Annotated in this window: 11 protein-coding genes, 1 tRNA gene and 1 pseudogene; 6 read left to right on the top strand and 7 right to left on the bottom strand. The window is 67.1% G+C overall.

The window, feature by feature from the left end; genetic code table 11:
- Positions 1–38 precede the first annotated feature (38 nt).
- Complete coding sequence (gene wblA / locus ACFYPJ_RS04935) at positions 39–377, bottom strand: transcriptional regulator WblA (protein WP_389011582.1); 339 nt, start codon at positions 375–377, stop codon at positions 39–41.
- Between the two features lie 1065 nt (positions 378–1442).
- Between wblA and ACFYPJ_RS04940 the strand changes: the two genes are divergently transcribed.
- Positions 1443–3731, top strand: coding sequence for a transglycosylase domain-containing protein (locus ACFYPJ_RS04940; protein WP_389010576.1), 2289 nt, complete (start codon positions 1443–1445; stop codon positions 3729–3731).
- A gap of 359 nt (positions 3732–4090) precedes the next feature.
- Here the strand turns inward: ACFYPJ_RS04940 and ACFYPJ_RS04945 are convergent, their stop codons facing one another.
- Positions 4091–4558 (bottom strand): GatB/YqeY domain-containing protein, encoded by a 468-nt coding sequence (locus ACFYPJ_RS04945; RefSeq protein ID WP_389010579.1) that lies wholly within the window; start codon positions 4556–4558, stop codon positions 4091–4093.
- Positions 4559–4654: 96 nt separating this feature from the next.
- Here ACFYPJ_RS04945 and ACFYPJ_RS04950 point away from each other — a divergent pair, with 96 nt between their 5' ends.
- From ACFYPJ_RS04950 to ACFYPJ_RS04960, 3 genes are all read left to right on the top strand, one after another.
- A complete protein-coding gene (locus ACFYPJ_RS04950; protein WP_389010582.1) occupies positions 4655–5581 on the top strand; it encodes a metallophosphoesterase in 927 nt (308 codons plus the stop codon).
- Between the two features lie 279 nt (positions 5582–5860).
- Positions 5861–6652 (top strand): Pr6Pr family membrane protein, encoded by a 792-nt coding sequence (locus ACFYPJ_RS04955; RefSeq protein WP_389010585.1) that lies wholly within the window; start codon positions 5861–5863, stop codon positions 6650–6652.
- Between the two features lie 33 nt (positions 6653–6685).
- Positions 6686–6759, top strand: a tRNA-Pro gene (locus tag ACFYPJ_RS04960).
- Between the two features lie 1797 nt (positions 6760–8556).
- Here ACFYPJ_RS04960 and ACFYPJ_RS04965 read toward each other — a convergent pair.
- Positions 8557–8805 carry a hypothetical protein gene (locus ACFYPJ_RS04965; protein WP_389010588.1) on the bottom strand — a complete coding sequence of 83 codons (249 nt, stop codon included), beginning with the start codon at positions 8803–8805 and terminating at the stop codon, positions 8557–8559.
- 718 nt (positions 8806–9523) lie between these two features.
- On the opposite strand from ACFYPJ_RS04965, the gene ACFYPJ_RS04970 reads away from it, so the two are divergent.
- Together ACFYPJ_RS04970 and ACFYPJ_RS04975 are read left to right on the top strand one after the other, a co-directional pair.
- On the top strand, positions 9524–9970 hold the full coding sequence (locus ACFYPJ_RS04970) for a hypothetical protein (protein ID WP_389010590.1): 447 nt from the start codon (positions 9524–9526) through the stop codon (positions 9968–9970).
- A gap of 454 nt (positions 9971–10424) precedes the next feature.
- The gene (locus ACFYPJ_RS04975) at positions 10425–10973 is read left to right on the top strand and encodes a class IV adenylate cyclase (RefSeq protein WP_389010593.1); all 549 of its coding nucleotides are present in this window, start codon (positions 10425–10427) and stop codon (positions 10971–10973) included.
- Positions 10974–11539: 566 nt separating this feature from the next.
- Here the strand turns inward: ACFYPJ_RS04975 and ACFYPJ_RS04980 are convergent.
- The 4 genes and pseudogenes from ACFYPJ_RS04980 to ACFYPJ_RS04995 form a co-directional block, all read right to left on the bottom strand.
- Positions 11540–11934: pseudogene (locus ACFYPJ_RS04980) on the bottom strand (replication initiator); the annotation flags it as partial.
- Positions 11935–12280: 346 nt separating this feature from the next.
- Positions 12281–14338 carry a fibronectin type III domain-containing protein gene (locus tag ACFYPJ_RS04985; RefSeq protein WP_389010596.1) on the bottom strand — a complete coding sequence of 686 codons (2058 nt, stop codon included), beginning with the start codon at positions 14336–14338 and terminating at the stop codon, positions 12281–12283.
- Between the two features lie 837 nt (positions 14339–15175).
- Positions 15176–15550 carry a transcriptional regulator gene (locus ACFYPJ_RS04990; protein WP_389010599.1) on the bottom strand — a complete coding sequence of 125 codons (375 nt, stop codon included), beginning with the start codon at positions 15548–15550 and terminating at the stop codon, positions 15176–15178.
- Positions 15547–16275, bottom strand: a complete 729-nt coding sequence (locus ACFYPJ_RS04995) for a hypothetical protein (RefSeq protein WP_389010602.1) — start codon at positions 16273–16275, stop codon at positions 15547–15549. The genes ACFYPJ_RS04990 and ACFYPJ_RS04995 overlap by 4 nt, the downstream gene beginning before the upstream one ends.
- Between the last annotated feature and the right edge of the window lie 299 nt (positions 16276–16574).

The raw sequence follows: 16574 nt of genomic DNA on the forward strand, positions 1-16574 counted from the left end.
CGAGCGCGCCTACGGAGCGACCCTGCGGCGGGACGCCCTCAGCCGACCGCCGCGTAGTTCTCGTACACCTCGTCGCTGTCGAGGGACACGATCCCGGCCCCCCGTTCGTACTCCGAACGCGCGGTCTCCAGGAGCCGGCGCCAGGAGGTCACGGTGGGGCGCCTGCGCAGCAGTGCGCGGCGCTCGCGCTCCGTCATGCCCCCCCACACCCCGAATTCCACACGATTGTCCAGCGCATCGGCCAGACATTCGGTGCGTACCGGACATCCGGTGCACACCGCCTTGGCCCTGTTCTGCGCTGCTCCCTGAACGAACAGTTCATCCGGATCGGTAGTGCGGCAGGCAGCCTGCGCACTCCAGTCGGTTACCCAGCCCATACCGGCGCCGTCCTCTCCCGAATCGAGGCTCCCCCACGGCGGCAGCGGCATATTCACCGCCGCCAGTTGAGGACGTTACGGAAGGCGGACACAGCGCAACACCCCCTTCGGGCCCAATCTTGGATGGCCCGAACGGACTATGGGTAAGCGGCAGATCACCCGCGGGAGTGAGCTGACGACATAGGTGATCATGCTGGCAAAACGGGACAGCTATGGTGCGTCACAACGGACACCGAGTGACACACGAGGCGGATTCGGACACGCCACCACCGTGCCTCGACACACCCGGCGGAGGAGCCCGTCGAACGAGGCCGGGAAAGTCCGGAACGATTCGGGGTCGCCGGACGTATTGATACATGGCCGCGCTGCTGTGACAGTTGAGAGCAGCTTAGGCCAAGGCATGTACGCGTGTCCGGCGAATGAGAACGTAGACACCTCGCGTTGCTATGCCGTCAAGCGGCACCGGTGCAGCGTTCGATAGTTGAGCTGGCAGAAGGTGTCTTCCATGGCTCCCTCGCGCCTGTAAGGATCACCTGCATGCCCGAGGCCAACTGCCCCTTCATCGAGGGAACTGGACTGCTGTCCCGGCCCGGTCACTCACCGGGCTTGATCTTGCTGACCCAAGGGTGCCTGCGCCACGTCCTGACGGCCGTGAGACTGCTCGCCGCGTGCTCGCTGAAGTCAACGCAGCCTCGCGCATGCAGCACACAGACCGCATAGACGATCTCTGATCGCCTCAACCCGCTTCAGCCAACAGAAGGGCGGGGAAGGCCGCCTGTTCGTCGAACGGCTTGCGGTACTGGAGACAGTGGCAGAGCTGTCCGATCATGCGATTGAAGGGGTTGCGCTGGGCCGCGGCGTGCCATAGGCCTCTCGGGCCGGGCGCGTACGAAACGTCCGTCCGGCGCCCACGTGACCGCCGCCACTCCCGCCAGACCGCGCACCGATCTGCGGTGAGGCCTCCGTGGGGCCCGGCTGCACCTGGATGTCACGGTCTGGTACTCGAACGCTCCGAGAAGCCCCTGCTCCTGCGGATCGCTCATAACTACGGATTAGGCTGCCCCTATGCCAAAGAAGCGCTCGGGTGGTGGCCTGTCGCCTACGCAGCAGGCCGCCAAGTTCCTCGGTGTCAGTGTCCTCGCGGGAGCCGTCATGGCCGGCATCGCGCTGCCCGCGGCAGGCGCGCTGGGCCTCGCGGCCAAGGGCTCGGTCAAGGGATTCGACGAGATCCCGGACAACCTCAAGAGCCCCCAGCTCAGTCAGCGGACGACGATCCTGGACAACCGGGGCCAGCAGATCGCCACGGTCTACTCCCGCGACCGCACGGTGGTGGACATCAAGGACATCTCGCCGTACATGCAGAAGGCGATCGTCGCGATCGAGGACTCCCGCTTCTACCAGCACGGCGCGATCGACCTGAAGGGCGTGCTGCGCGCGGTCAACAAGAACGCGCAGAGCGGCGGCGTCGCCCAGGGCGCCTCCACGCTCACCCAGCAGCTGGTGAAGAACTACTTCATCGAGGAGGCCGGCGACGACCCGACGAAGGTCGCCCAGGCCACCCAGCAGACCCTGGGCCGCAAGATCAAGGAACTGAAGTACGCGATCCAGCTCGAAGAGAAGCTGGGCAAGAAGAAGATCCTTGAGAACTACCTGAACATCACGTTCTTCGGCGAGCAGGCGTACGGCATCGAGGCGGCCTCCGAGCGTTACTTCTCCAAGCACGCCAAGGACCTCAAGCTCCAGGAGGCGGCACTCCTCGCGGGCATCGTGCAGTCCCCGAGCCGCTACGACCCGGTCAACGACGAGGCCGAGGCCACCAAGCGGCGCAACACCGTGCTCCAGCGCATGACCGAGGTCGGCGACATCTCCCGGCAGGAGGCGGACAGGGCGATGAAGGCCCCGCTCGGCCTGCACGTCAGCCAGCCGAAGAACGGCTGCATCACCGCGGTCAAGGGCGCCAGTTTCTTCTGCAAGTACGTCGAGCACGTCTTCCTCAGCAACTCGGTCTTCGGCAAGACCAAGGAGGACCGCGCCAAGATCTGGAACCGCGGTGGCCTGACGATCCGTACCACCCTCGACCCGCAGGCCCAGGAGTCGGTCCAGAGCTCGCTCAAGGACCACGTCAACCAGTCGGACAAGGTCGCCGCGGCCGCCACCCTGGTCCAGCCGGGCACCGGCAAGATCCTCGGCATGGGCCAGTCCAGGCCGTACGGCTACGGGAAGAACGAGACCGAGTACAACTACTCGGTCGACCGCGACATGGGCGGGTCGAACTACGGCTTCCCGACCGGTTCGACCTTCAAGCCGTTCGTGGCCGCGGCGGCGGTCGAGGGCGGCAAGCCGGCCACGCAGGAGTACTCGTCGCCGTACAAGATGAAGTACCCGAGCCCGGTGCAGCGGTGCGAGAGCCAGCCGTACACCAACACCAAGGGCGAGACCGTCGAGAACGAGAACAAGTCGGAGGTCGGCCCGTTCCGGATGAAGGAAGCGATGGCCAAGTCGGTCAACACGTACTTCGTCCAGTTGATCTCCGACATCGGGCTGTGCCCGGTGGTGAACATGACCAACTCGCTGCACGTGGTCCAGGGCAACGGCGACAGGCTGCCCGAGCAGCCCGCCATCGCCCTCGGCTCGGTGGGTCTGTCCCCGCTGACCATGGCGAGCGCGTACGCCGCCTTCGCCTCCGACGGCACGTACTGCACGCCGGTCGCCATCGAGTCGATCAGCCAGAAGATCGGCAACGAGCAGAAGTCGCTCGCGGTGCCGAAGACGACCTGCACGCGCGCGATGAACCAGAAGACCGCCGACACGGTCAACACCCTGCTGCGCGGCGTGGTCGACTCCGGTACCGGTAAGGAGGCCGGCCTCACGGACCGCGAGAGCGCCGGTAAGACGGGTACGACGGACGAGCGCAAGAACGCCTGGTTCGTCGGCTACACCCCGAACCTGTCCGGCGCCGTCTGGGTCGGCAGCCCCCAGCAGAGCGTCGAGATGAAGAACATCAGCATCGGCGGCGTCTACCGCCCGCTGGTCTACGGTGGCGAGGTCCCGGGCCCGATCTGGAAGGACGCCATGACCGGCGCCCTGCAGGGCAAGCCCGTCCAGAACTTCAACCTGGTCGACATCCCGGACGACAACGGCGACAACAACGGGAACGGCAACGGCAACGACCACGGCCAGGGCGACGGACACGGCCACGGGAACAACGGCGGCGGCGACAACGGCGGCCTGCCGGGCGGCCTGCCGGGCGGCAACGACACCGGCGGCACCAACCCGAACCCCACGTTCTCCTTCCCGGGCAACTTCATCCAGGGGCAGAGCAACGGTGGGCGGAACGGGGGCCCGCGGGGCTGAGGACGGGGTCGGCGGGCGGACGGCCTGTCGGCCGGACAGGCGGACGGCGAACGGACGGCCTGTTGGCCGGACGATCCGGCTGAGGCGCGAATACTCCCCGAGAGGCAAACGGCGGGGCCGCACCCATGACGGCCTGAAGAGGGTGCGGCCCCGTTTTGCGGCCCGGATGCCCGTTGAGCGGGCGGTTCGCGCGGGTGGCGGTTCGGGTGGGACGGCTCGCATGTGCGGCGAACCGAGCGGCAATCCCGCCCTCGCGGCGCATCGAAACGCACCCGGTCACCATGGGACCCGGACGGTCACCGCGAGGCCCGGCGATCACCGTGAGTCCCTGGCGATCACCGCGAATACAAGATCCGTACTCAGCCCTGAAGCAGCTTCTTGACCACGGCGGCGACCCGGCCGCCCTCGGCCTGACCTGCCACCTTCGGGTTCACGATCTTCATCACGGCGCCCATGGCCCGCGGCCCCTCCGCACCGGCGGCCTTCGCCTCCGCCACGGCCTGGGCGACGATCTCGTTCAGCTCCTCGTCGGACATCTGCTGGGGCAGGTATGCGGCGAGCACCACGCCCTCCGCCTTCTCCCGCTCGGCCTGCTCGGGCCGGCCACCCTGCGCGAAAGCCTCGGCCGCCTCCCGGCGCTTCTTGGCCTCCTTGGTGATCACCTTCAGAACCTCGTCGTCGGAGAGCTCACGCTTCTCCTTGCCCGCGACCTCCTCCTTGGTGATCGCGGAGAGCGTCAGCCGCAACGTCGAGGAGCGCAGCTCGTCCCGCTCCTTGATCGCGGCGTTGAGATCGTCGTGCAGCTTCGACTTGAGCGTGGTGGTCATGGGTCCGATTGTCGCAGGTACGCGCGCCCGGCCGCGCACCGATTTCCGGGGCGGCCGCGGTCTGTGCGGGCCTTCGGGTTCTGACACGATGGTCATATGCGCGCGCTATACGGAGTACCCCTGGGAATCATGGCGGCAGGCGCCGCCGGTGTGGCCTACGCGGCGGCGTTCGAGGTCCGCTCCTTCCGGCTCCGACGGGTGACGGTCCCGGTCCTGCCGCCGGGCATGCGGCCGCTGCGCATGCTCCAGGTCTCCGACATCCACATGGTGAGCGGCCAGCGCAAGAAGCAGCGCTGGCTGCGCTCGCTGGCGGGTCTGCGCCCGGACTTCGTGATCAACACGGGCGACAACCTGTCCGACCCGGAGGGCATCCCGGAGGCGCTGGACGCCCTCGGCCCGCTGATGGAGTTCCCGGGCGCGTACGTCTTCGGTTCCAATGACTACTACGGCCCCAAACTCCGCAACCCCGCCCGCTACTTGCTGGAGAAGGCCAGCGGCCGCTACGGCCTGAACGGCAACCCGCCGGCCGTCGGCGCGATCCACAACCCGTGGGAGGAACTACGGGACGGCTTCGACGCGGCGGGCTGGCTGAACCTGACGAACACCCGGGGCGTACTGAAGATCGAGGGCATCTCGGTGGAGATGACCGGCCTGGACGACCCGCACATCAAGCGCGACCGCTACGCGCACGTGGCCGGCGGCCCGTCGAGCGGCGCGGACTTCTCGATGGGCGTGGTGCACGCCCCGTACCTGCGCGTGCTGGACGCGTACACGGCGGACGCCTACCCCCTGATCCTGGCCGGCCACACGCACGGCGGGCAGCTCTGCATCCCCTTCTACGGCGCCCTGGTCACCAACTGCGACCTGGACGCGGACCGCGTGAAGGGCCTGTCCACGCACACCGCGGAGGGCCGCACTTCCTATCTGCACGTCTCCGCGGGCTGCGGCACCAACCGTTACACACCGGTACGGTTCGCCTGCCCGCCGGAGGCGACGTTGTTGACCTTGGTCGGCCGGGAGTAGCGGACGGGCCGGCGGGGCGGACACACTTCGGCGGGGCGCGCGCCCCGCCAAGGAACCCGGCCAACCGAAATTCACCGAATTCCCCTGCCCCACAGCCGGCCCCTCGCCTGACTCCAGCCAGTCCCCCCTTGAGCCAACCCACTGGGCCTAGCGCCCTGCAACCAACCACCCGGAACCAACCCATCGGGATTAATCCATCGGAATTAATCCACTCGAAAATTAACTCGCCCAGCCCACTCCATATCGCCCATTTCACCCATTCTGCTTAGCGTAATGGGCATGACGGCCCCGATACCCAGGGACATCCCGGACCTGCCTGCGGTCCAGGGCACTCCCGTACTGATGCCCTCGTACGTCCCGGCCACGGCAGTGGTGGCCCCGGTCCGCCGCCCGCTGGCGGCGCGGTACCGCCTCCTCGTCGCCCTGGCGGCCATCGCGGGCGTCACGCTGGAATTACTGCTCGGCTCCGCCGCCCGCACCCTGAGCTACTTCGGCGTCCAGAGCAACGCCTTACTCGCCGTGGTCATGACGATTTCGGCGCACCGGGCATGGGCGGCCCGCCGCCCCCTCCCGCCGGCCCTCACAGGCGCCGCGCTGCTGTACATCCTGACCACGGGCCTCGTCTACCACCTGCTCCTCGGGCACACGACGCCCCCGTTCTCCATGACGGACACGACGACGCCGCCCACCGCCTGGCACGGCCAGTGGACAGCCCTCCAACTCCTCCACACCGTGACCCCAGCCGCGGCGCTCCTGGACTGGCTCCTGCTCACCGCACCCTGCCGCCTACGCCTCCGCCAGACCGCCACCTGGCTCCTCTATCCCCTGTCCTACCTGGCCTTCTACCTGGGCCGAGCCGAACTCCTCAGCCCCGGCACAGCGGGCCGCTACCTCTACTCCTTCCTCGACGTCGACCAGCACGGCTACCGAGGCGTCCTCGCCAACGCCCTGCTCGCCGGCCTCTGCGTCTACGCCCTGGCAGTCCTCCTGGTCACCCTCGACCACACCCGCCCGAACCCGATCCGCCGCCGCGGCAGAATCGGATTTCGTCTCCGGCCACCGGTGGGCTAAAGTAAACGACGTCACCGCGACAGGCAGTGACATCGGGGTGTAGCGCAGCTTGGCAGCGCGCTTCGTTCGGGACGAAGAGGTCGTGGGTTCAAATCCCGCCACCCCGACAGCTGTAACACCAGGTCAGGCCCGGTGCTGAGAGATCAGCACCGGGCCTGATTTGCTTTGCGGGACCGTTTTGGGAGCCGTTTGGGAGCCGACTTCGGGGAGCGGCTCCCCGGTGGCTCCCAGCGAGAGGTGTTCCGCCTTCGAGCGCGCCATGCGCCTCGTGTGCCTCGCAAGAGTCACCCCACACTTGTGCCGAGGAGACCACAGACGGTACGACGATCGACATGCACCGATGGTCTCCGTGAAATGACCGGCAGCTCGCACTCCTCACCCGCATCGGGGACGGAGCCGACCCCGTCACATCGGACAGCCCCGAGTTCGCTCTCACCGCCCGCGCTCTAAAGGAGCGGCGCCTGATCACCATGCCCAAGCAGGATGGAAAGTGGCAGGCGGAGATCACTGACGCGGGGCGCTTCTACCTGGAACACGGCCATCACCCGGACCAGCCGGAACCAGCTCAGCGCAGGAAGCGGTCAACAAACCGGTCAACGGACGCGATCAGCCCCTCCCCCGCAGAAGCAAGTCAAAGCCGGCACCGCAGCGCGCCGCCAAACCCCCACAACCGTCGCCGGCGGAAGTCGGAGCCGCTTTGATCGCGGAGGTACAGCAGGCTGGACGGTTCCTCCGGATCCCGAACCCCAACGACGAGGAGCGAGCCCGCTACCGCAGGGCGTTCGACGCAGCCCGGCAGTGCGCCCCGCGGTGCTATCACCTGCCCGCGGTGCTATCACCTGAAGGACAGCGGGCGGGCGAAGGGGGACTTCTTTCTCGGCCTGCTCCGGGTGACCGGCGAGGACGAGACCGAGTGGAACCGTATCCGGCTGGCGTGCGGCCGTGTGATCACCGATGTCGAGGACGTGATCGCCGCAGTCAGCGCGGATCACAGTGCCTTCGAGATCTCGGAGGAGGTCCTCCCCCGGGTGCTCTCGCTGCTGCGGCTCCTCGCTGAGCAAGCCCTTGCACGCCACGGCGAAACCGCGGTGTCGAAGAAGCGCAGGCAGCCGAGGCCACTGCTCACCGTCCACGGCAGGACGTACGAGGTCAGCTTCCGCGAACGGCGGAAGCCGGTCCGGTACGTCCCCAAGCAGCCGGGCCGTCATACGTACGACTGGCAGCGTGTCACCCCTGCCCAGAAATGCGAGCCGCCCGGCGAACTGGAGCTGCTGGTCAGCCAGCGATCTGGCTACAGCTACGGCTGGAAGAAGGAATGGGCTGACACGGCCAAGAAGCCATTGGAGGATCAGGTCGGTTCAGTCTTCCGGGCGTTGAAGGCGCGCGCGGAGGAGCACGGGCTCGACTGGAACGTGAGGCGGAACAGCAGCGCCTGCGGGAGGAGCGGCAGGAGGCCGAGCGCCGGCGCCTGGAAGCGAAGCGGGAGGAGCGCGAGCGGCGGAAGTGGGAGGCCGCTGTCAGCGTGGCTTCGATCAAGGCGGTTCACGCGGTACGGGCCGAGCGCTTCGGCACGGCCCTTGAGCAGTGGCAGGCTGCGGGGGAGATCCGGGATGTTCTGTGCAGCGCTGGATGAAGCCGCCGCCGCGTCGGAAGACGCCCTCGAAACCGAGAGGCTGCGAGAGAATGGTCGGCATGGGGGAAGACGGAGGCCGACCGGCTCGACCCCACCCTTAGCGGCAAGTGCCAGGCTTCCCTCAACTTCCATGGGGAGCCGATGGGAGATCAACTGCGGCCGTTCCTCTGGATCCTGGGCCCACCCGGCTGAGACGTACCTTGTCTCTCCACGGAGGTCGCCCCGGCCGCCAGACAGTGGGAGTCCGGCGGCTGGGGTCCGCGAACGTTCCCTACTTCTGGATGCTGACACCCCTTCCCGCGGCTCCGGCACTGATGAGGGCGATGCCTGCTTCCTCGTGGCCGGTCAGGGACAGCACCACACCGGTGGTGCAGAAGGCTGCGGACAGTCCGGTCGTGGTCCAGGCGAGGGCGTTCCGTGCCTGCGGCTGTTCCTCTGAGGGGTTGTCCGGCGTGTGCGGCTCGGTCGGCGGCGTTCCATGCGACTGCGCGTCATCCGGAATGCTGTTTGTAGTGGACATGGCAAACCTTCGCTTCTTGTGCGTGCGACAGCACGTGGTGAATGGGGTTGAAAGGAGCATGGACTGGCGGGGAGTTAGCCGTGCAAGTCCGCTGATCCGCGTCCGGTGGCGCCCTCGGGCGCGGGAGACTGCACTGCCAGGGAGCCGATCCCAGTTCTCGTGTTTCTGCGGGCAACTGCTGCGCTGCCCCACACACTGGTCTATCCGCCGAGCCAATTGACGGCTTCTGACCTGCGACTTTGCGGGCCCGGCTGTTGAAGCTGCGGCGCGACGCCGCTATGAACGCTGAGTTTGGTGACTGTTCGGATCAGCTCGGCCTCTGCTGATACGTCTGTCGGCCATAGAGCGTCGCCCCAGTCGTGCGAGTCCGCTTCAGCGCGGTTCGCCAAGTGGAGGTCGTTCGAGTGGGCGGCCCTGGACGAAGTGGCTGGATCCACGTGCGTTTTCTCGTAGGCGATGCCGCCGGTCTGCAGGAGTGGGTCAGTTCCGGCTCTCTCGTAGCCCCGTGGGCGGATGTCGATACGTTCCGAGCAGACGACGCGGCGGAGCTGGCACTGGTGGAGTCCTCTCGTCATGTCCGAGGCAGTACCGAGTTCGAGGCCGCCCGCATGATCCTCGGATTCGTCCGCCCGAAGAACAGGCTGCGACTTCGCCGAACGGTGGCGGACGCAGGCATCCTGGAGCTGAACGCCTCGACGAGACGGCGCCGCTCATCGGCATGGACGCCGCCGAACTCCGCGCCGATGCCATGGTGTACGAGAACCGCCACGGCATGTGCCTGGCCGGGTGGCCGGTCACCGAGCGCATCGCCCGGCACGTGGCCGAACGCCTCGCCGACGAGATCCTTCCGGAGGCGGACCGCAAACAGCAGGACATCGAGCAGGAGCGTGCCCAGTCCTCCTGGTACTCCTACAGCTGGCGTGACGAGCGCAAGTTGGACGCGGAGGCGGCAGTCCTTCGAACCGTCCGAGCGTGGTGCGGCCAGGACAAGGCTGACCGCTACAACGAGTTGGTTGCGCTGCGCGCCAAGGTCATCCGACTCGGAGAGCTGGTCGAGAAGGCGGCCAAGGCCCTACGCGACCGCGGCCACGGCGCCATCGCCTCCACCATTGAGCGCGACCTGGGCGTCCATATCTCCAGCCTTGATCCTGACATGCATCGATGAGACCGCGCCACGGATCTGGCTCCGCCTTGGGCGGCGCCGACTGAGTAGCGGGCTTCTTCTCCTTCCGTCATCGACATCCTCCTCGACGAGCTCGGCGCCGAACTCGAAGAGGTTCGCCTCATCGCGGGCACCTCGGGCTTCCGCATGTTCTACCGGCTACCCAACGGCCGTCCGCTCGTGGTCAAGCACATACGGACCACCAGGTTGCCGACAACCTGCGCCAACCGTCGGTTCAACAACAGCACCGACTGCGAGGAGGGCTACTACGGCGTGCGCCTGTACCGAGACACCCAGGGCCGATTCCACGTAGGAGTCTGCATTCAACGCATGGACCTCTGCCAGCCCGTGGAAGAGTTCGTAACAAGCGACGCCTGCGACGAGGTCGTCAGATTGCGGGAGAGCGACCTCCGAGACACCACCCCCTAGAAACCGATCACCAGGAGCACAGACAGCGATGGCCCAGTACGAGTATGAGGCGAAGTTCCTCAGCATCGACGTCGAAGGGGTACGCGACCGACTCCGCGCCGCGGGTGCACAACTAGCCTTCGACAAAACCATGTTCACCCGCCTCATCTTCGAGAACGACGCTGTCCAAGGCGAACAGTGGCTGCGTCTGAGGGACGAGGGGGGCAAAAAGACCCTCACCCTGAAGCAGGTCAGCGACGCCACCACCATCAACGGCACCACCGAAATCGAGATCGAGGTCAACGACCTCGACAAGACAGCCGAGCTCCTCGCCGCCCTCGGACTGCGCCAGGTCCGATACCAGCAGAACTACCGCGAGGAATGGCAGCTCGGCGACATCACCTACGATCTCGATACCTGGCCCGACCTCCCCACCTTCATCGAGATCGAAGGCCCCTCGGAAGAGGCAGTCCGCAAGGCCGTGGCCGCACTCGGCTTCGACTACGAGCAGGCCCGCTACGGCAGCATCGACCTCATCTACAAGAGTGAACTGGACCGGGACATCCTCGCCGAGCCAACGCTGCTCTTCGCGGAGTAACCGACATGCAGCGAAGGCCGTCGTCCTTGGAAGGTGACGGCCCACGTGCATGTCCCAGACCCAGGCCGAGGCTCCGCACCAATCCTTCCCGCCTCTGAGCAGGGCATGGATGTGGAGAGTGCACCCCTCCAAAAAACGCCGCTCCCCGAGAACAGCACGCACTGGCCGTACCAGGAAGTCCACGCACTTCGGCGACCATCGGAGAACCGACGCACCGGCGGTCGACCATGGCTGATTTCAAGGTCCCAACAGCGACTGCTGTCCGGTACCGCGATCCCGGGACTGCCTGCGGCGCATCCTGGTGGCGAGATTCTGTCGTGCCCCCGGGCGTGATTGCGTCGCGGCAGCATGGCGACGAGTCGCACAGAAGCAAAAGCATGCCCGACTCGTTCTCCGCGATGTAAAGGTTCAGCGGCATACGGGAGGCACCACGGCTGCCAGTTATCGGCGCTGGTCGACGGCACACTCCCACCTTCAAAGAAGGAAGGCGCCGGGTGCGGGTCAGCTCGTAGATCTTGGTCCGGCCGGCCTTGAGCAGAGCCATGGTCTCGGGCACGGTGAGCAGTTCAGGCCTGGCGGTCATTTGAGGTTCCTTCCAGGCTGAGCAGTGCGGGAAGTTCTTCGCGGGCGGTTGTGCGGTTCTCGCGGATGTTTCGGGCGATAAAGGCCGCGAGCCACGATTCGCCGGGGGTGTGGCCGTGGCCGGCATAAGTCCATAGAGCGAGGACGAACGTGGAACCCTCCGCATCGGCGGGGTCCTCGGGAAGACCTCGTTCTCGGTGCTCCTGGCGTGCGGACCTGGCGGCCTTCGGCGAAGGTCGAGGAGTAGCGGCGGGACTTGGTGAGGAAGGTGGCCGCAGAAGCCGGGCATGTGGGCCCAGGCCCAGAGTTTGCGGTCCGGGTAGTGCTCGTCGAGGTCGTGGCAGGCGTGAATCAGGCGCCGGGTGTGGTCGGGCAGGTCGGGCAGCCTGGCCTCTGGGAGTAGACGCCTTTGGCGCACGAAAACCCGCGCCCGTCCTCCAAGCCCCCGCGTCGGTCTGTCAGAGTGTCGTCCAGGTCGCAAAGCGTCAGCACGGAGCGACGGCACGCGATGGGCATGCCGTCTCAGTTTCCATCTCACCCTCCGTCTCCGGATGGTCCGGGCCAGGCCGTCCGCTCACGCATCGCTCACACGGCGGGCGATGTTCGTCGGGCGCTCGATCTTGAAGGCGCCGATGACCGCCGGGCACTTGCCACCCGCCAGCGGTCAGTGGCTCCCGGTGCGGCCAGGTACGGCCGGGCGCGCCTTGGCGCCCGGCCGTGTTCTGTCATTCCCAGCCGGTGGACGTTGCCGAGCCGGTGGCGGGCTCGGACTCGTTGCCGTGGATGTCCACTGCGGTGATCGCGTAGTAGTAGGTGACGCCGGGCTCGATGTAGTGGTCCACCAGGTGGACGGGGGCGGGGCCGCTGTACTCGAAGATCGTGTCCGGTGAGTACACCTCGATGATGTTCCCCTTCACTGGCATGCTGTTGAGCCGGTACTCGGGGGCGACGCGGACATCGGGGCTGGTGGATCGGTACATGTTGAAGCCCTTGAGGTCGGCTTCGCCGCCGCTGGTCCAACTCACGTGCGTCTCACGGACACCGTCGCTCGCCGTGAGGGCCCTGGGGACGGCGGGGGTGTCGCGGACGCTGGTGACGAACGCGGGGGCGGACGCGGTGCCGACGCCGTTGACCCGTACGAGCTTGTAGGTGAGCGGGACGTTCAGCGGCGCCGTGGTGTCCACGTAGTACGTCGCGAAGAGCGACAGCCGGGCGACCGGCTCGTACGTTCCGCCCTCGCCTGCCGCGCGGTACAGCATCTGGTGGTCGTACCGTCCTACGGCGGAGCCGTTGGGCGGCTGGAAGGGGTCCCAGAACAGTTCGATGCCGCCCGTGTTCTCACGGGCCAGCAGTCCCTCCGGTGCCGGCCAGGGGCCGGTGCCGGATCCGTCGAGCCGGGTGGCCGACGCGATGGCCGACGGGAGGGACTCGGCTCCGGAGGCGTCCACAGCCGTGACGTAGTACTGCGACGGCACGCCCGTGGGCGCGGTGGGGTGGTGGAGGCTGGTGGAAGTCAGCGGCGTGGACGTCAACTTCGTCCAGTCCAGGTCCGCGGCGGACTTGAAGTAGACGTGGTACCCGGTCGGTGTGGCTCCCGCGGGCCGCTTCCAGGTGACGGTGTTGCCGTCGTACCAGTCGTCGGCGGTCACCCCGGTGGGCGCGGGAGCGGCATCGGCGCCGGCGGCCGGGCGCGCGGCGCTGACGGCCGCCGAGAACGCGGAGAGATTGCCCAAGCGGTCGGACGCGCGCACCTTGTACCAGTAGGTGACGCCTGGCTCGGCAGACGCGTCAGTGTAGGCCGGAATGACGACATCCCCTGAGCCCAGGCTGGTGAAGGTACCGGTGGGCGAGGTGGCCCGGTAGACCCAGTAGCCGGGGTAGTAGGGGTTGTCGTCGGTGGCGTCGGGATACCACGTCAGCGTGACGGCCGGCGGGGTGCCTTTCGCCTTGACGCCGGTCGGCGCGGCCGGCCCCGTCTTGTCCACCGAGGTCACCGTCTGGGCGGCGGAACGGGCGGTCTCGTTACCGGCCTTGTCCACGGCGGTGACGGCGTAGCCGTACGCGTCGCCGGTGGCGGGCGGGGTGTCGAGGTACGACGGCGAGGTGACCAGGCCCGTGCCGCTGATCCTGGTCCAGGTGGTGGAGGTGCCGGTGCGGCGGTAGACGCGATACCCCGCCAGGTCCATCTCGACGTTCTTCGTCCAGGTGAGGCTGGTTTTGAGGGTGCTGATGCTGTAGGCGGCCTTCAGACCGGTGGGGGTCAGCGGCTTGAACTTGTCGACGCTCGCGCTGGTGACCGGGGCGTACGTGAACTTCACGTTGGCCTTGCCGGTGAAGGCGGCGAAGTCGACACGGATGGTGTGGGTGCCCTTGGGAATCGTCACGCGGACGCTCTTGCCGCGCGTCGCGGAGACGTTCGACCACAGGTCGATCTTGCGGACCCCGTCGAGGTAGACCCGGATGCCGTCCTGAGCGGCGGCGGAGATGGTGAACGGCCCGCCGGAACCGAAGTCGCGGCTCACGGTCCAGCGGACGCCAAAGTTGTCACGCGGCAGCGCAACGCCCGCCGGGTCACCGGTGCCGTAATTCTCGTTGATCGCCGTGTCGCAGGTGGTCTTCTTCGGCGTGCCGCTGAACGAGGTGTTCGCGTAGTACTTCGCCGTCCACACACCGGAGGCACAAGGCGTGGCCGCGTGCGCGGTGGACGCGGCCAGAGTCGCCACACCTGTGGCGGGCAAGAGCAAACCGAGCGCGGCGCAGACCGCGCGTCTGTTGATGTGCATGTGAAAGTCCCCTCCCTGGGGGAATCTTTGCAAAGCCGCAGTAATGAAGAAAGCCTTCCGGTGAGGAAGGCTCGGCGTGCACACCCGCTCACATCTGGCGCTTCGCGCCCCCGGACGCTCAGGCTTGAGCAGACCTGCCCGCCCGTCGGATGACCAGCATGGACGAGCACCTACAGAGCCTGGGCGTGGTGACGGACGTCGTCTTTCCGGACTGTGCGAGGGCGATCCGGGGCACCCCGGGCAGCTACTTGTGGTTCCAAGGCGATTGAAGCCCAAGAGGCGTTCCGGGGGCCGTCACGAGCTGCGTGGCACAGCTAGCACAGCTGGAAGCAAACCCGGGTGGTGTCCCGACCGGCCTCCCCGCGCAACGCGCGGCCCCGCTTGTGACGCGCACCCTGAGGTTGTACTTCAGCGACGAAGGACGGTCCGTGGAGACGGCGGATATTGCGGTGCCACCGCTCACTTCGAGATCCCTCTATGAGTTTCCGATCAACCGGTGGCCCCGTCTAGGGTTCGCTGTATGGTCGCCGACGGTCCGTCCTGTCCCGAGTGCGGGAAGCCCTTGAACTGGGGCAATTTGATGGCCGTCGAGCGGGAGGACGACGATCAGCGGAGTTGCCGGTCGCTGTGGCGGTGCACCGATCGGCACACCTGGTGGAGGTGGGCGGACCGGCCGGAGGAACCCTTGGACGTCTGCCGAGTTCCGTGGTTGTTTCGGTGACATCCAACGCTGACATCAACGAGGCCGGCCGACGGCATACAGCAACCCCGGGCGACCATAGAACCAGGCGATGACAACGCCAGGTGCGGGCGTGGACCGAGCTCCCAGAGCGGGGATCACGCCTCGGATGGGCCAGGCGCGGGGCGGGGGGTTTCCAGGCGAAGGACGAGTGCGCGAAGGGCACGAAGTTCGCGGTCCAGCGCCTGCGCGCCTTCGCGGGTGAGAGCAATCCACGTTCGGGGGCGCCGACCGGCATAACCCTTTTCCATGGTGATCAGATCCGAGTCTTCCAGCACCTTGAGATGTTGGGAGAGATTTCCGTCAGTGACGGCCAGTTGCTTCTTCAGGAAGCTGAACTCGACTCGATCGGCTTCTCGGGCGATGGTAAGGATGCCGAGTCGTACACGCTGGTGGACGGTGTCGTCCAGCGACTGGGTCGGATGGAGTCCTGCCTGTTCGTCCCACGCAGCGGTCGAGTCCTCGACTCTCATGGTGCAACCGTACCCGCATCAGCGGCGCCGGGCGTGGCTCGATGACGGGCTGCCGCCCACTCGGCCAGACCCGCGACGAGCAAGATGGCTGCGAGCAGCAGCGCCTTGGCCTGCGGTCCGTCGGTCCAGCCGGGGTGTGCGGGGTACTGCCAGGGGAGCCAGCCACTGCCCCAGGAGGCCCCGAGATATCCGGTGAGCAGCAGGGCATGTGTGGTGCCGGCGGCTGCGGTGACCCAGTTGCGTTCGGCCATTCCGAGGGCGAGCAGTCCGATGCCGACGAGATACCACGGGGAGGCGTAGCTGTTCTCCAGCAGCGCGGCCTCCCATGACTGGTTCCTGCCGAACAACAAGGCCATCAGGGCTGTCGTGATCGCTGCGGTTGCCAGGGCGGTCGTACGGATCCACACGGCGCGACGGGGAACGATACCCAGGGCCTCACCACGCACCCGGTACCAGCGCGCGCAGACGAACCAGGCCAGCGGAAGGAGCGCGAACCACACGCCCCAGGCCGCGAAGCGCAGGACAGCGCCGTCGAACTCGCCCTTCAGACAGGGGGTTCCCGGTTCATGGACGACGCACAGCCCGGTCAGTTCGGCGTAGGCGAAGGCCGGATAGGACCCGATGTAGCGGCCGTGGGCCCCGAAATTGAAGGCGTATCGGGCAATCGGTGCGGCAGCCAGCGCGAGAAGGCCGAAGCCGAACAGGGAGGCTCGCGAGCCGTTCATCTGCGCGCGAGTCCTGGCCCGGAGGTCTTTCGTTGCCGCCAGCAGGCCGGCCGCCTGCGCCCTCGGTTCGAATCCCGCGCTGCTCAATGGCGGTGTCACCACGATGTGCCCCTTGTGGTCGCGCTTCGGCTGCGTCGGCAAGCGGACTTCCAATCGGCCGCCAGCTCAACTTACTTTGCGATACAAAGTACTCGGTGGTCAAGAGGAGTTGCTGCGACTCGTGTCGGCGCGGGAAGCCGCCTGCGATCTTCGGGCTGGAGGGGAGGAGTGCGGCGTTCGGTGCGTGGCTGCAGCGCTTG

Origin of the sequence: Streptomyces sp. NPDC006012 (genome assembly GCF_042871185.1) — a bacterium.
GTDB lineage: Bacteria > Actinomycetota > Actinomycetes > Streptomycetales > Streptomycetaceae > Streptomyces.

Bases quoted from the DNA above. Each gene is read 5' to 3' on its own strand.
- ACFYPJ_RS04965 (WP_389010588.1), bottom strand. From the start codon at position 8,805: ATGTCCACTACAAACAGCATTCCGGATGACGCGCAGTCGCATGGAACG.
- ACFYPJ_RS04985 (WP_389010596.1), bottom strand. From the start codon at position 14,338: ATGCACATCAACAGACGCGCGGTCTGCGCCGCGCTCGGTTTGCTCTTG.
- ACFYPJ_RS04975 (WP_389010593.1), top strand. From the start codon at position 10,425: ATGGCCCAGTACGAGTATGAGGCGAAGTTCCTCAGCATCGACGTCGAA.
- ACFYPJ_RS04950 (WP_389010582.1), top strand. From the start codon at position 4,655: ATGCGCGCGCTATACGGAGTACCCCTGGGAATCATGGCGGCAGGCGCC.
- ACFYPJ_RS04995 (WP_389010602.1), bottom strand. From the start codon at position 16,275: ATGAACGGCTCGCGAGCCTCCCTGTTCGGCTTCGGCCTTCTCGCGCTG.
- ACFYPJ_RS04970 (WP_389010590.1), top strand. From the start codon at position 9,524: ATGGACGCCGCCGAACTCCGCGCCGATGCCATGGTGTACGAGAACCGC.
- ACFYPJ_RS04940 (WP_389010576.1), top strand. From the start codon at position 1,443: ATGCCAAAGAAGCGCTCGGGTGGTGGCCTGTCGCCTACGCAGCAGGCC.
- wblA (WP_389011582.1), bottom strand. From the start codon at position 377: ATGGGCTGGGTAACCGACTGGAGTGCGCAGGCTGCCTGCCGCACTACC.
- ACFYPJ_RS04955 (WP_389010585.1), top strand. From the start codon at position 5,861: ATGACGGCCCCGATACCCAGGGACATCCCGGACCTGCCTGCGGTCCAG.
- ACFYPJ_RS04990 (WP_389010599.1), bottom strand. From the start codon at position 15,550: ATGAGAGTCGAGGACTCGACCGCTGCGTGGGACGAACAGGCAGGACTC.
- ACFYPJ_RS04945 (WP_389010579.1), bottom strand. From the start codon at position 4,558: ATGACCACCACGCTCAAGTCGAAGCTGCACGACGATCTCAACGCCGCG.